Below are 14,989 nucleotides of genomic sequence, written 5' to 3'. Positions count from 1 at the left end.
TTCGCAGCCATGTCTATAGTAAATATACTTAATATATTGACAAAACGCATAATAAAATGTAAAATTATTCCATAAAAATTCGAGATAATTTTCTTGACCTCATGGTAAAAATAGGGTATTATAATTAAAGAACAAACGTTCTTGATTTGGAGGTAATTATATGGCAGCTAAAAATGAAACTAAAAATATGAAGTCGGCCAGTAAGGAAGACAGAGATAAAGCGTTGAATGAAGCTCTTGCACAGATACAGAAACAATTTGGCAAAGGTGCTGTAATGAAACTCGGTGATGACGGTGCCAGAATGAATATAGAGGCTATATCCACAGGCTCAATGAGTCTTGATTTGGCAACGGGAATAGGTGGAGTTCCGAAGGGAAGGATCATTGAAGTATTTGGTCCTGAATCATCAGGTAAAACTACTCTTACGCTTCATATAATTGCCGAGGCGCAGAAACAGGGCGGAAGAGCGGCTTTTATAGATGCTGAGCACGCGCTTGATCCTGAGTATGCGAAAAATCTTGGGGTGGATGTTGATGAACTTCTCGTCTCTCAACCTGATTACGGAGAACAAGCTTTGGAGATAGCTGAAATGCTTGTCAGGAGCGGAGCTGTTGAAATAGTAGTGGTTGACTCCGTTGCAGCGCTTGTTCCAAAACATGAGATAGACGGAGCTATGGGAGATGCTACAGTGGGTATGCAGGCGCGTCTTATGTCACAGGCCCTGAGAAAGTTGGCAGGAGTTATAAATAAAACTAATACTACTATTATATTTATAAACCAGCTTAGGGAGAAAATAGGAGTGATGTTTGGAAATCCGGAGACAACTACAGGCGGTAGAGCTCTCAAATTCTTTTCTTCTATGCGAATAGATGTGAGAAAAGTAGAAAGTATAAAGTCTGGAGATCAGATATTGGGAAACAAGACGAGAGTTAAGATCGTCAAGAATAAAGTTGCCCCGCCTTTTAAACAGGCAGAATTCGATATCATGTACGGTCAGGGCATTTCAAAATCCGGAGATGTTTTGGATTGTGCCGTAGATGCGAAGATCATAGAAAAAGCCGGTTCATGGTATAGTTTCGAAGGAAATCGGATCGGACAGGGAAGAGAAAATGTGAAAAAATATCTTGAAGATAATCCCGATATTATGGATAAAGTTGAAGGAATTCTTCTTGATAATCTCAGAAATGATAGGGATAAAGACACAGATAATGTTGAACAGGATATCCCGGGAATCGATACAGATGATATAATAATCGATGAAGATGGAGTTATCATAGAATAGTAATTACAATAAAGGAGCTGTTGAATGAATTTTCCAAACAGCTCCTTTATTTATATGGTTTTTTACAGTCAGTCTGATCTAACAGATAGTCTATGCTGACATTATAAATCTTCGACAAACGTATCAGTATTTCCGTTGGAATGTCATTTTCTCCTGTCTCGTATTTAGAATATCCTGTCTGTGACATGCCTAAGATTTTAGATAATTCCTTTTGTGTCATATCATGATCAGTTCTTAAATCACGGATCCTTCTGTACATTACGTTGTATATCACCTCCATAAAGTCGACATTTTTATCCAAAATTTTACTTTATGATTTTGATTATAGAACATATGATTGTTTCTATAGCGTTTTTAACCTGAAACAGATTAAAAACGATGCAGAATATGTTTCTTCTTTAAAAAATTTATTTGAATTTTTTGCTATTTTTTGAGGGGGGGGGGGTGATTGACTATTGGGTCAAAATACTGTATAGTAATAAATGAATTAACCTGTTTCAGGTTAAAATTTTTATCAATTGTTAACCTGAAACAGGTTAAAATGAGAGTGGGAAATGATTGAATATACGCCCTTTTGGGAGACCATAAAAAAGAAGAATATAAGTACATATAAACTTATAAAAAAATACAGCGTAAGAAGTTCAACTATACACAGGATTCGTCATAACGAACCCTTGAGTACAGTAACGATTGATTTATTATGTGAAATTTTAGATTGTAATGTTGAAGATATTCTTGTATTTAGAAAATAATAGGCGTTTTGATAGGAAAAAAAAGTGAAAACATTATTTGAAATAATAAAAGAACATATTATGTGGCGCGAGCAGATATTGAAATTGGCTAAGGCTGATATAGTAAAAACCTATTCCGGTGCTGCACTGGGATGGGCATGGGCTATTATAAAGCCGACAGTCATGGTTTTAGTATTGTGGTTCGCGTTTTCAATAGGGCTTAGGGCAAACAGAGATATAAACGGATGCCCGTATATCCTTTGGATATTGGCAGGAATGGTACCGTGGTTTTATATGAGTGCTATGATAAGTCAGGGTACGGGGGCGATATTAAAATACAGATATCTTGTTACAAAGATGAAATTTCCCATATCTACGATACCTACATTCGTAGGCTTATCTAAGCTGATGATACATTTTTTCATTATCGGTATTATGCTTATTATTTTCATAATTCTGGGACATTTCCCGGGCAAATACATATTGCAATTGCCCATATATTTGTTGCTTATGGTAATATTTTTTACATTTTGGAGTCTGTTTGCTTCTATGCTTTCTGCTATGAGTAAGGACTTTAAAAATCTGGTTCGTTCTTTTGTAACCCCTATATTTTGGCTTTCGGGAGTAATGTATGATGTCAACAGTATAGAAGTGGGCTGGATAAAAATTTTAATGCTGTTTAATCCTGTGAGCTATTTTGCATCTGGATACAGAAACACATTCATATATGAGACTTGGATATGGCAAGAAAGGATACCGTTCATATGTTTTATGATAATGCTGCTCGTCATGATCGTCGCAGCTACATGGGCGTACAACAGAACCGTAAAAGAGATACCAGATATTTTGTGAGGCAGAAAAATAAGATGACTGATAAAAATAATGTTATAGCATTGGATCATGTTACAAAAATATATAAATTATTCAAAAATGACAAGAAAAGATTCTTGGCTACATTTATAAAATCTGTGACATATAGAGAAAAACGAGCAATAAATGATGTATCTTTTTCTGTAAAAAAAGGTGAGTCTGTTGCTTTGTTTGGCCGAAACGGCGCAGGAAAATCCACAATACTTAAAATGATAACAGGAGTCTCTTTTCCAACTCACGGAAAGATACATGTGAAAGGAAGGGTAGGAGCACTTTTAGAGCTGACAGCAGGATTTGACCCTGAGTTTTCAGGAAGAGAGAACATCTATCTCAAAGGGCAGCTTACCGGCATGACCAATAAAGAAATAGAAGAAGTTGAAGAGGATATTGTAGAGTTTGCCGAAATAGGTGAATATATAGATCAGCCGCTTCGAACATATTCCAGCGGGATGAAAGCAAGGCTGGGATTTGCAATAAATGTCTGTATAAGGCCTGATATTTTGATAGTAGATGAAGCATTGAGTGTAGGAGATTTAAAATTTCAGAAGAAATGTGTCGATAGAATCAAGAAAATGATAAAAGATTATGGAACGACACTGCTTCTTGTTACGCATTCTACAGCTACAGCAAAGCAGTTCTGTGACAGGGGTATTGTACTCAGGTCAGGGAGAGTTCTCTACGATGGGAATATAAAAAAAGCTGTGAGTATGTATAATGAAAGTCTCAAACGAAAAGAAACCACAGATCTTACAAGAGTGACAAGTGAGAGTGAGAACCGTATTAAGCATCCTGTGGAAATGTCGCATAAGCAGATGATAATTTTGATATTGCTACTGACAGTTCTTGTTGTAGGACTAGGGATTGTATTAAGTTTTATGAGGATGTAATTACTAAAAGAGAGTAAACAATGAAAACAATCATTACAAAAGGAATAATACATGTATCAAAATTTATTTTGAATATAATATATTTTTTTCTAAAACTATTTCCCTGTGATGAGAAAAAAATATTGTTTTGCAGTCGGCAAAGTAATGAACTCCCATTAGATTTTTCTTTAATACAGAATCATCTTGATCTGACTGGTATTCATTGTGTAAACATCTGCTGTCATATGGGTAGCCGAAGAAATGATTACATTAAGTTTATAAAGTGCATGTTTACAAGCATGTATCATCTTGCAACCAGTAAACTATGCATAATTGATTCATATTGGCCTGCTGTAAGCTTGTTAAAGCATAAGAAAAAATTGAAGATAATTCAAATATGGCATGCAATAGGTAAAATAAAAAAATCAGGATATCAAACCCTTGGGAAAAAATCAGGAAGAAAGAGTGAATACGCATATGCGCTTAATATGCATAAAAATTATGACTATGTTATAGCAGGAGCTTCAGTTTGGAATAAGTACTATTGCGAATCATTCAATATTTCGGAAGACAAAATTCTCAATTATGGTCTTCCGAGGATTGACTATTTGTTGAATACAGAAGAATACAATAGAAAAAATTTTTTTTGCCAATTTCCAGAATTTAGAGACAAAAAAATAATTCTTTATGCTCCGACATTCAGGCGAAATATGAAATCGGGATGGGAAAAGATAATAGATTCAGTTAATAAAGATTATGTACTTATTATAAAAAAGCATCCGGGAGAATACCTACATACAAAAAAGACTGCAGATAACGTGTACTATCTGGAAAACTGGAAGACTATAGATCTTATAGCCGTATGTGATTATTTTATAACAGATTATTCCGCGGCAGCATTGGAAGCAGCAGTATTGAAGAAAAAAACATATTACTGGCTTTATGATTATAAGGAATATATAGAAAATAACGGTCTCAATATAAATTTGAAAAGTGAAGCTGAACTATATGCTTTTAAAGACATTGGAAAGTTAATGGAAAGCATTTGTTGCGAAAATTATGATATGAATTTTATAGAAAGATACAGAAGGAAATATTTACCTGAAAATTTAGGACATGCTACTGACAATATAGTGGATTTGATAAAGAAATTAATGAATGAATAGGTGTGTAAATTTCAAATGAAAAGAGTCGTTATAATGGCCGATGGCAAAGGCATGCGCTGGAACAATTATATGGGAATTCCCAAACATTTTGCTGCTGTTAACGGTGAAAAATTGATATCAAGATCTGTGAGATTATTGGCTAAAGCATCAAAAGAATTTGAAATTATAGTCACATCTCATGACAAAAGATATGAAATTTCCGGAAGCAGAAGATATGAACCGTTAAACAACATATATGAGATAGATAGATTTACAGAGGAACTTATAGTTTCGGATATGTGCTTCCTGTATGGTGACACGTTTTATACGGAATCTTCAATAAAAAAGATTATTGAAGAAGAGGCAGAAGACATTCTTTTTTTTGGAAATCAGAAAACGATAGTTGCTGTAAAGATAAAAGACGAAATGTTATTTCGTACACACGTAAAGCAGGTAAAAGATTTGTATCTGCAAGGCAAATTGAGAAAATGTGCAGGGTGGCAGGTATATCAGTCATTTACAGGTCAGAGTTTTGAAAATCCTATAGAAATAAAAGAAAAATTTATATTGGTAGATGATATGACAACGGATATAAATTCTCCGTGTGATTATGAAACGATAAAAATATGATGAAATTTTGCAAGAAGGTATTAAAAAAAATAAAGCTTATAGTTCTTTATCTGACGAGAATTGTTTTCGTGAAGAATACTTTCAAAGTTCCGTTACATATAAAACTGAAATGCAATTTGTTCGGAGGATATCTGGCAGACCAATACATATTATACGATTTAAAACATAACGACAGAAAAGAATTTCTTTCTGAATTTGATTGGTATAGATCAAGATATATAAATGAGCCTTTTGATTTTGCTTTTAACAATAAAGTGATATGCAGTGAAATTTTGAAGCAATATATTCGAATGCCTATAAATTATTTTATTAAGAATAAAAACGTAATACTTGATTTTGAGAATGGCGTTCGAAATAAAGAAGCTATATATGAATGTCTTATAAAAGAAAGTAAACTTTTTGTAAAACCCTTTGCACTGGGAAAGGGTAATGGGGTATATCGTATAGATTATAAGGATAATAAGATTTTTATAAACAGTCGTCGAAAAACTTTGAATGAGTTTTATGCTTTTCTTGATAGAAGTGATGAGTATATTATTTGTGAATGCATGGAGCAACATCATTATGCTGATGAATTATATGATAAGACGGTAAATACGATTAGACTGATAACCATGCGAGATATAGAAAGTCATGAATTCAAGATATTTTTTGCTGTGCAGCGTATGGGAAGAAGCAATACGATACCGGTAGACAACGGCAGTAAGGGAGGACTTGTATCTAAAATAGATTTGAAGACAGGTGTTCTCAGTGAAGGAAGAAGTCTTCATGATTTGAAACAATATGATTTTCATCCCGATTCTGGAAAACAGATAAAAGGAATAAAAATACCATATTGGGAAGGAATAAAAAAACAGATTCTCGAAGTCTGCAAAAAGGTACCTTATATGGATTTTATAGCATGGGATCTTTTGATCACAGATAAAGAAGTCTGTGTAATAGAAGCAAATACTTCTTCGGGTGTAAACATATTACAGTTGTGGGGTGGTCAGAAAAAAGGGGAACTCGGAGAGTTTTTTAGGAATTATGGTGTGATAAATAAGTAGGTTAGTAAGATTGGATGTAACGAGGAATGAGAACTCTAAAAAAAATAGTGGTTTATATATTAAGTTTCCCATTGGTAGCAAAAGGTTTTTCTGGAAAACGTGCAAAAAAATGGGTTAAAAAAACATATCGGAATCTAATTAAAGATAAAAACTATACAATAAAAGAAAAAATATGGGCATATAGGCATGGTTATATGCCAAGACATATAAAGCGATTTAATATAAACAAAAAGAATGTGGACGAATATATCTCGGAAAAGGATTATTATTATATTCAACCAATAAATGGAATTTACAGAAAATGGCTTGCAAATAAAGTTACTACAAGAAAAGTCTTCAAGCCGTTTAAGGAACATTTGCAAAAGTTATATTATCAAATAACAATTAAAAGTGGCAGAATTAATTTATCGAAATTGGAAGATTGTCCATATAAGGAAGCTAATATAAAAAATCTAATTCGGCTAATTAAGAAAAAAAGAAGTATCGTAATAACAGATCCTAAACGTAATAGAAGCATCTTAATAAAATATAGGGGTAAATATTTTTATTTCGGTACAAAAAGGATACGAAGTAGAAAGCAATTAATAAGAAAGATAAGAGCATTCGGAAAAGAGTCTGTAATAGCTGAATATATAAGACCCGGAGTAGGGTTTAATAATCATTATCATAGATTTGGAAATCAATTGAGACTAGTGGTTTTTAATGATAATAGTACATGGCCAAAGATTGGGGAAGCGTTTCTTAGAATTGATGCTCATTATACAAAAGATATGGAGGGAGTAAAAGAACAGTTAAGAGCCTATTACGGTGAGAGCTTTGCAATGACAAATAGACACAGGAAAAATTCAGATAAAAAAAAGCGTAAATATTTTAGAGGAATAATAGCTTATATTGATAAAAACACAGGAAAATATGATAAGGGTGAGCTTATTTTGGATGGTATTAATATTGACGCTAAAAATCATTTTATTACAGAAAAACCGATATCAGGGCAGATACCATACTGGTTTGATATAAAGAAAAAAGTGGAAGAATTGTGCGAGTATGCTCCACAGTTACAGTTTTTTGCTATAGATGTCTTAATTACTAGCAAAACATTTAAATTTGTAAGATTTGTAAATATCCCTAAATATCCTTCAATACACACATATGGGAAAGAAACTGTTGAGTTTTTAAAAAGTAAAGTTAATGAAAAAAATATTAAGGCAGGAAATTTAAGCAATATTATAAAAAGAGGGATTAATCAAACTAAGTTAAAAATCAGAAGAGGATTTGCTGTAGCATTTTTTCCAAAAGGATTACTTCCGTATTTAAGTGTAAGGTGGATAAAGGAAGTTATTGTGGATTTTTTCACTAATACAGATGTTGGATTAGTTGAGAAGCTGTGGGCATATAAAAATGGATTCATTTCATATAGAATAAATCAATATGGTATAACAAAAGAGAATAAAAAGGAATTCATATCAGATTTTGAGTATAAATGGTTAAGACATATTAATGGGAATTATAAGAGTTGGTTTGAGGACAAAATTACATTCAAATACATTTTACCTGAATTCAAAGAATGTTTTCCGAATTACTATTATCATATAAAACTAAAAGATGGAATTAATCAAGTTATAAATATGATGGATTGTCCTCAAGGGTATGAAAATACCTACTCTGACATATTGAAATTGGCTAGAGAAAAGAAAATCTTAGCATTAAAGCCAGATGAAGGTTCACATGGAGATGGTTTTTATAAACTATCATACGTAGATAATCAATACTATTTAAATTTCGACAAGGTTGGAGAAGAAGATATAATTCGCATTTTAAAAGACCCATCAAATAGCTATTTAGTAACAGAATATATAGAAAATCATCCTCAATTTAAGGCGATATATGCAGGTGCCGTAAATACAATAAGAATAATAGTTTTTAAAAAGGATGGAAAAAGAGCTCAAATAGGAAATACGTATATGAGATTTGGTTCTAAGAAGACAGGTGCTGTTGATAATATGGGAGCAGGAGGAATGTTTGCTGAAGTAGATTTGGAAACAGGAAGATATGAAAACGCTAAGATAATATTGAAAAACTCCATAAAAGATTGTCCATATCATCCTGATTCAGGCATAAAAATTGAGGGCTATATACCTCATTGGGGAGAGGTAAAGGCAACTATAATAAAGATTGCTGATAGTATACCTCAACTTGAATATTTTGGGTTTGATGTAGCAATAACTGAAAGTGGAATCAAGTTACCAGAAATAAATAGATTTCCGGACTATCCTAAAATAGAAAAATTGAGTCCGGTAACTATGCAGTATTTGCTTAAAAAATTAGAGATAAAAAAGAAAAGATATGGTTACGATAAAAAAACATGCAGGAAGTTGATTCATTTACCAAAGCGGTGAAAATAAATGTTGTAGTAAGAAAGTATATTAATTGTAAAGAAAGGATAAATGTGATTGTTTATAAGTGTAATCACATAGAAAAAAGATGTTATTGAATAAATTTGTTACAAAAATGACATTAAAGGAAATATGTAATTTTGCAAATATAGAAGTACCTCCATATTTAGTTTATATGCAAAATATGGAACTTACTAATATGGCTCTACACAGAATTTTTATGAGAAAAGGTGGCGCCTTGTTTTTAACCGCTGCATATAAGGGTAAAGAACTAAAAAATATTTTAAATTCAGCTAGAAAGGCAGGAGTTGTGGCTATATTTGTAACTTATCAACAATACAGAGAATGTGAAAATAAGCCTGATTTAATTCCTTGTGCTTTGCCTGGGGAAATTGCTAGAAAAATCTCCAATAAAATTAGAAGAGATCTTAATTTAAAGGTGATTGGCATAACTGGAAGTATTGGAAAAACTACTACTAAGGATTTTATTTATACTGTTGTAAAAGGATCGTTTAATTCATCTAAAAGTATTGGCAATGAAAATACACAATATCCAATTTTCCATAATATGCAAAGAATGTCAAAAAATACAGAAGTTTTTGTTCAGGAATTCGGTATGGGGTCTCCAGGCACTATATCATATGCTTTAGATGCTTGCAATCCAGACATAGGAGTAATAACCAATATAAAAGAAGCTCATATCCATGATTATGGAACGGCTGAGAATATACTTAAAGAAAAAGAAAAAATGGTAAAAAAAATGTCTGTTGGAAGTATTGTGGTTTTAAATTATGATGATGATACTTTAAGGAACTGGGATTGGAATAAATATAAGACTATATGGGTTTCTTTAAAAAATAAAAATTCTGATTATTATGCAGATAATATTGTTGAAAAAGATGGACATCTTATTTTTGAAGTATTTAGTGCTAAAACCAAATTTAAAATAGACATTCCAATTCTAGGAAAACATAATGTAAGCAATGCTTTAATGGCTGTTGCAGTAGGTGATTTGTTAGGAATTTCAAAAGAAAAGATAGAAAAGAGTTTTGAGTCATATCAATCTACAGGCATTAGGCAAAATTTAGTTAATATAGGAGGATATAAAATTTATTTAGATTGCTATAACAATACTGATGCGGAGGCACTTGTTGGCGCCATTGAGGTGTTAGAAAAATTGGAAGTAAAAAAAGGAGGCAAAAGGGTAGCGGTTATAAGTGATGTTAATATAGGCGATGCAGATAAAGATAAGCTGATTAATATAAACAAAAGAGCGGGTGAATTAATAGCGAATACTGTTAGTAATATAGATTTGATTTTTTGTTTTGGGGATGAATGTGCAGAGACTCTGTATAATGAAATAGCTTCAAAAAGGAAAAATGTTTACTATTCTAATTCCAGAGAAGAGTTAAATAATTGGATAAAAGAAAATGTAACTAGCAATGATGTAACTTTATATAAAGGTGCATTTAGACGGCGGTTGCAAAGAACGGTTGATCAAGTATATGGCACTTGTTTTTCAACTGCTGCATCTACAAATGATTTTTTTACTGACAATTATAAATATAGGATAATTGATGAGACTATCCATGACAATGAAAAGCTAGTTTCACTTATACAATATACAGGAAACGAAGAGGAAGTAGAAATTCCGTCTGAAATTGAAGGAATGAAAGTATTTTCAGTTGGAAGCAAATGTTTTGCAAATAATAGTAAAATAATAAGAGTTAAAATTGGAAATGGTATTTCTAATATAGATAATATAGCTTTTATGAATTGTACTGCTTTAAAAGAAGTGGTTTTGCCAAACAGTTTAAAGCTAATTGGGCAATCTTCATTTAAAAACTGTTCTTTATTAAAAAATATAGAATTGCCTATGAATATGATTGAAATAGGTGAAAAAGCTTTTGAAAATTGTAAGGAATTAGAATATCTTACGATTTTAGAAAAAGTTGGAAGGATAGGAAAGAATGCTTTTTTAAATTGTCCTAAATTAGTGTTGAGCGTTAAAAACAATAAATATGCAAAACTTTATGCCAAGGAAAATAATATTAAATTATAAATTGAAAAAAGAAGGAGTTCTATAATAATGAAAAAGAAAAACATTGCATTAATTTTCGGTGGATATAGTACAGAATATTATGCTTCTTGTGTTTCAGCGGCGAATATTTTAAAAAATTTCGATGAAGATATGTTTAATATAATAAAAATTGGAATTACACTTAAGGGAGAATGGTTTTTGACAGAAGCCAAAAGTCATGAAATTGAAGACGGAAAAAAATGGGTTGAATGTAACAACAAGGCATGTGTGGTGGATTTAACAAGAAATTCAGGGGAGATTATAATTTTTAATGAAAGTAGTTTTGATAAAATAAAAATAGATTGTGTTTTTTTAATTACTCATGGATATAGAGGAGAAGATGGTAGCATACAAGGTGTTTTAGAAGTTGCAAATATTCCTTATGTTGGATGCGGGGTATTAGCTTCAGCGTCGGGTATGGATAAGCAAATAACTAAAGTTTTTGTTGATAGTACAAATGTAAAGCGACCTAAAAGTATAGATTTATTAAAAGAAGATTATAAGTATGGAAAGAAATTAAATATTGAATTTAGTTATCCTATTTTTGTGAAACCAGCAAATGGAGGAAGTTCTGTAGGAATTACAAAAGTGGAGAATGAGGCAACACTGCATGAAGCTATTATGACTGCATTTGATTTTGACAATAAAATTATTATTGAAGAAGGAGTACAAGGAAGAGAATTGAGTATTGCTATAGTAGGTAATGATGAACTGGAGTTCGGGGAAATTTGTGAGATAATTACTCCTGAAAAAAAACCATTTAGTTACGAAACAAAATATATAAATCCTATCGCTCAAATGAAAATTCCTGCAGATATAGATGAGATCACGTTGAAAAATATAAAAGAAATGGCAAAAACAATATATAAATCAATAGGTTGTGAGATTTGGGCCAGGATAGATTTATTTTTAGATAATAATAATGAGGTATATTTCAATGAAATAAATACAATACCAGCATTTACAAGCCATAGTATAGTTCCACTGTCATTTCAGAAAAAAGGTATTGAATCAACAATGCTTATTAATAAACTTATTGATTTGGCTTATGAAAGGGCTAAAAGGAGGAAGACTTTAGATATAGAATCAGTGGAAAGTATTTTGTAATTTATGTTAAGTTGTAAGAAAACGAGTCAATATGTGAATTTAAAATTCTAAAATAGTAAGATTAGACAAAAACATTAGAACAAATGGCAATATAGAAATTATAGAAGAACGTCATAATCCAGTAGTTTTTGAGGCAATACTCATTTACGATATAAGGGATGGAGGAGAACGATTTTATAGTTATTTTCAAGCAGGGGAGAAGTAATATGAGCAAGGCAAAAAAAATAATTATATTTGTAGCGCTGCTAGACATACTGGTAGTATGCGGTATCGCAGCTGTATTCTGGACAAACCATAACAAGCAGCTTGAACTGAAAACAAAGAAACTGGATGTGGAATACGGCGAACTTATATCAAAGGATGCATCTGATTATTTGAAAAAAAGCGTGGATAAAAAAATAATAAATAAAACAAAGGTTACATATACAAGAAATCCCGTAAAAGGTAAGAAATACGATAAGGTAGGGAAATATACGGTCAAGTTGTCTTATAAGGATGAAGTTGCTAAAGTTAAAGTTACTGTAAAGGACACAACTAAACCAAAGTTTAATAACATAAATGAATTTCATTCAATTGAAGGTGTAGAAATTACATGGGGTGATTATATTAAGGCTGAGGATTTGGCAAAAGTTGAAATAGATATTGATGCTTCGTCCGTAAATATAAATACAGAGGGGGAATATACATTAAAAGCAACGGCAAAAGATGAGAATGGTAATGAGCAGAAAAAGGATATAAAGGTAATTGTAAACGAGAAGCCTAGCAACATGAGCGGTCATTTCATTAATGTTGATGAACAGACAGGTATAGTAACCGTATCAGTTGTGGCAGATGACGGGAGTACTATTAGTAGAACAAACAATAGTACAACAGGGAACGGCGTCAGCGGAAATGGATTTTCAGGAGGATCTTCATCTCAGAATAGTTCAAACGATACAACAGAAGGTACCAATTCATCGGAGGATAACCCGTCTCAGGAACCACCGGAGACAAATGATCCTACAGAGCCACCAGCTACAGATGATCCTACAGAACCACCAGCTACAGATGAGTCAACTGAGCCATCTGTTATGGATGAATCAATTTAATTATAGATGAAATAATTTATCATACCAAATTGATAACAAAAAATATTTACTATAATTAGAAGATTTGCAGAATGGTGTTATTCTTTTTAGATAAATTTTAAGTTTATAATATGTGAAAGGAAAATACAATGAGAAGCGATAATTACCAGAAAAATAATATTCCGGCGAAAGCCGGTAAAACGAAATCAAAAATAAAAATACTCCCGGGCACACCGGGATTGACTGTATTGCTTGTAGCATTTTTATTAATTGAAGTGACATTCATGTCCATGCTCACAATCCTAAATATCCTGCCAACGCTTTACAACATCATAATTCTGATTGTTTTAATAGCTCTGGCGGTACTTGTTTTTAAGCTTCTGGCATGCAGAAAAGAAGTGACAAAACAACGAAAGGTCGGCGTTATTATTTCCGCACTGATGATTGTATTGCTTGGTATAGGCTGTTTCTATTTATTTAATACATATTCGGCCTTTAGCAAAATGAGTGATGAGGACAAGCAGTACGAGGATTTTCATGTGGTGGCGTTAAAAGACGGCAGTTACAAAAATGTAAAGGACATAGACGGCAAAACTATATTTACCAATGTCAGCACTTCAGCGACTTATGACAAAGCTCAGGAAAAGTTGAAAGAAGAAGCTGATGTAAAATATAAAGAAGCCGGCGGATATATGCAGCTTAAATCTGTATTGATAGACGAGAAAAACAAAGAACACGACGAACTCATATTTATAAGCGGCAATAATTATGAGATGATATGTGAAGACGTAGAAGATTTTGAAAAAAGAACAAGAATTGTTCATACCGTTTCAGTGGAAATTGAAAACAAGGATATAGCCAAGCGTGTAGGCATTACTCAAGAGCCGTTTAATATATATATAAGCGGCATCGATACCTTTGGAGGTATAAGCAAGGTATCCAGAAGCGATGTCAATATGATAATGACTGTTGATCCTGTTGATAAGAAGATTTTGCTTACATCTATCCCGAGAGATATGTATGTTGATTTGCATTCATACAAAGCAAAGGATAAGCTTACCCATTCGGGAATATATGGTGTGGGAGAAACAGTAGAGACAGTAGAGGACTGGCTGGGTATTGATATCAATTATTATATACGAGTGAATTTCACATCTCTTGAGGATATTGTTGATGCCATCGGCGGCGTTGATGTGGAGTCGCCATATGCGTTTAAATCATCGGTATCCAAGTACAGCTACAGTGAAGGTATAAATCACCTTGACGGAGAAGCGGCCCTGTTCTTTGCAAGGGAAAGAAAATCTTTTGAGGAAGGAGATCAGGAACGAATAAAGAATCAACAACGAGTTTTAAAAGGTATTCTTAACAAAATTACCGGAAGTACTGCAATTTTGACAGGGTACACAAAGATACTTGATACTGTGGGAGATCAAATTCAGACGAATATGAGCCAAAGTGACATAGGTTCGCTGGTTAAAATGCAGCTTGAGGATATAGGTGGCTGGAGCATAGAAACTACGGCAATAAAAGGCACCGGCACCAACGCTTCCACGTACAGCATGGGAAGCAGACAGCTCTATGTGGTTATCCCTGATGAATCTTCGGTAAAAGATGCTCAGATGAAAATAAATGAAATGACAGGGAAATAAAGTGGAGTAATTATATGCTTCTTTCAAATAAAGGCGAAGTGAAGTTTACAGGAACCGTATTTAGGGATGCTTAGTTAGTTTCTGATGGCAAACAAAATTAAAACCGAGGATACAATTTAATTG

At 32.7% G+C, this 14,989-nt stretch carries 13 protein-coding genes; 12 read left to right on the top strand and 1 reads right to left on the bottom strand.

The genetic code is table 11. From position 1 onward, the window contains the following. The first annotated feature begins 160 nt into the window (after window positions 1-160). Window positions 161-1,282, top strand: a complete 1,122-nt coding sequence (gene recA, locus H8692_RS09870) for a recombinase RecA (RefSeq protein WP_177270741.1) — start codon at window positions 161-163, stop codon at window positions 1,280-1,282. A 46-nt stretch (window positions 1,283-1,328) separates the two neighbouring features. Here the strand turns inward: recA and H8692_RS09865 are convergent, their stop codons facing one another. Continuing rightward, window positions 1,329-1,541: a helix-turn-helix domain-containing protein gene (locus tag H8692_RS09865; protein WP_177270742.1), complete on the bottom strand. Its 213-nt coding sequence runs from the start codon at window positions 1,539-1,541 to the stop codon at window positions 1,329-1,331. Between the two features lie 295 nt (window positions 1,542-1,836). Here H8692_RS09865 and H8692_RS09860 point away from each other — a divergent pair, with 295 nt between their 5' ends. From H8692_RS09860 to H8692_RS09810, 11 genes are all read left to right on the top strand, one after another. Further along, window positions 1,837-2,034 (top strand): helix-turn-helix domain-containing protein, encoded by a 198-nt coding sequence (locus H8692_RS09860; protein WP_177270743.1) that lies wholly within the window; start codon window positions 1,837-1,839, stop codon window positions 2,032-2,034. A gap of 24 nt (window positions 2,035-2,058) precedes the next feature. Further along, a complete protein-coding gene (locus H8692_RS09855; protein ID WP_187525613.1) occupies window positions 2,059-2,865 on the top strand; it encodes an ABC transporter permease in 807 nt (268 codons plus the stop codon). Next, window positions 2,754-3,770 (top strand): ABC transporter ATP-binding protein, encoded by a 1,017-nt coding sequence (locus H8692_RS09850; RefSeq protein ID WP_243206963.1) that lies wholly within the window; start codon window positions 2,754-2,756, stop codon window positions 3,768-3,770. The genes H8692_RS09855 and H8692_RS09850 overlap by 112 nt, the downstream gene beginning before the upstream one ends. Before the next feature lie 20 nt (window positions 3,771-3,790). Further along, window positions 3,791-4,915, top strand: coding sequence for a CDP-glycerol glycerophosphotransferase family protein (locus H8692_RS09845; RefSeq protein WP_187525612.1), 1,125 nt, complete (start codon window positions 3,791-3,793; stop codon window positions 4,913-4,915). A 15-nt stretch (window positions 4,916-4,930) separates the two neighbouring features. Further along, complete coding sequence (locus tag H8692_RS09840; protein ID WP_187525611.1) at window positions 4,931-5,524, top strand: hypothetical protein; 594 nt, start codon at window positions 4,931-4,933, stop codon at window positions 5,522-5,524. Continuing rightward, window positions 5,521-6,570, top strand: a complete 1,050-nt coding sequence (locus tag H8692_RS09835) for a sugar-transfer associated ATP-grasp domain-containing protein (protein ID WP_187525610.1) — start codon at window positions 5,521-5,523, stop codon at window positions 6,568-6,570. The genes H8692_RS09840 and H8692_RS09835 overlap by 4 nt, the downstream gene beginning before the upstream one ends. A gap of 26 nt (window positions 6,571-6,596) precedes the next feature. Next, entirely contained in the window at window positions 6,597-8,966 is a 2,370-nt protein-coding gene (locus H8692_RS09830; protein WP_187525609.1) for a sugar-transfer associated ATP-grasp domain-containing protein, read from the top strand. An 85-nt stretch (window positions 8,967-9,051) separates the two neighbouring features. After that, on the top strand, window positions 9,052-11,025 hold the full coding sequence (locus H8692_RS09825; RefSeq protein ID WP_187525608.1) for a Mur ligase family protein: 1,974 nt from the start codon (window positions 9,052-9,054) through the stop codon (window positions 11,023-11,025). Between the two features lie 27 nt (window positions 11,026-11,052). Further along, on the top strand, window positions 11,053-12,150 hold the full coding sequence (locus H8692_RS09820) for a D-alanine--D-alanine ligase family protein (protein ID WP_187525607.1): 1,098 nt from the start codon (window positions 11,053-11,055) through the stop codon (window positions 12,148-12,150). 206 nt (window positions 12,151-12,356) lie between these two features. After that, complete coding sequence (locus H8692_RS09815; RefSeq protein ID WP_187525606.1) at window positions 12,357-13,238, top strand: hypothetical protein; 882 nt, start codon at window positions 12,357-12,359, stop codon at window positions 13,236-13,238. A gap of 128 nt (window positions 13,239-13,366) precedes the next feature. Continuing rightward, window positions 13,367-14,866: an LCP family protein gene (locus tag H8692_RS09810; protein ID WP_187525605.1), complete on the top strand. Its 1,500-nt coding sequence runs from the start codon at window positions 13,367-13,369 to the stop codon at window positions 14,864-14,866. The last annotated feature ends 123 nt before the right edge of the window (window positions 14,867-14,989 follow it).

Source organism: Lentihominibacter hominis (assembly GCF_014385065.1).
Taxonomy (GTDB): domain Bacteria; phylum Bacillota; class Clostridia; order Peptostreptococcales; family Anaerovoracaceae; genus Lentihominibacter; species Lentihominibacter hominis.
Note: the sequence above shows the minus strand (reverse complement) of the source record. Positions and strands in the feature narration are given on the sequence as shown.

What these genes read in the sequence shown, in the direction of transcription:
- H8692_RS09815 (WP_187525606.1), top strand. Translation starts at nt 12,357, where the DNA reads ATGAGCAAGGCAAAAAAAATAATTATATTTGTAGCGCTGCTAGACATA.
- H8692_RS09850 (WP_243206963.1), top strand. Translation starts at nt 2,754, where the DNA reads ATGGCAAGAAAGGATACCGTTCATATGTTTTATGATAATGCTGCTCGT.
- H8692_RS09820 (WP_187525607.1), top strand. Translation starts at nt 11,053, where the DNA reads ATGAAAAAGAAAAACATTGCATTAATTTTCGGTGGATATAGTACAGAA.
- H8692_RS09835 (WP_187525610.1), top strand. Translation starts at nt 5,521, where the DNA reads ATGATGAAATTTTGCAAGAAGGTATTAAAAAAAATAAAGCTTATAGTT.
- H8692_RS09830 (WP_187525609.1), top strand. Translation starts at nt 6,597, where the DNA reads ATGAGAACTCTAAAAAAAATAGTGGTTTATATATTAAGTTTCCCATTG.
- H8692_RS09865 (WP_177270742.1), bottom strand. Translation starts at nt 1,541, where the DNA reads ATGTACAGAAGGATCCGTGATTTAAGAACTGATCATGATATGACACAA.
- H8692_RS09810 (WP_187525605.1), top strand. Translation starts at nt 13,367, where the DNA reads ATGAGAAGCGATAATTACCAGAAAAATAATATTCCGGCGAAAGCCGGT.
- H8692_RS09840 (WP_187525611.1), top strand. Translation starts at nt 4,931, where the DNA reads ATGAAAAGAGTCGTTATAATGGCCGATGGCAAAGGCATGCGCTGGAAC.
- H8692_RS09845 (WP_187525612.1), top strand. Translation starts at nt 3,791, where the DNA reads ATGAAAACAATCATTACAAAAGGAATAATACATGTATCAAAATTTATT.
- H8692_RS09860 (WP_177270743.1), top strand. Translation starts at nt 1,837, where the DNA reads ATGATTGAATATACGCCCTTTTGGGAGACCATAAAAAAGAAGAATATA.
- H8692_RS09825 (WP_187525608.1), top strand. Translation starts at nt 9,052, where the DNA reads ATGTTATTGAATAAATTTGTTACAAAAATGACATTAAAGGAAATATGT.
- recA (WP_177270741.1), top strand. Translation starts at nt 161, where the DNA reads ATGGCAGCTAAAAATGAAACTAAAAATATGAAGTCGGCCAGTAAGGAA.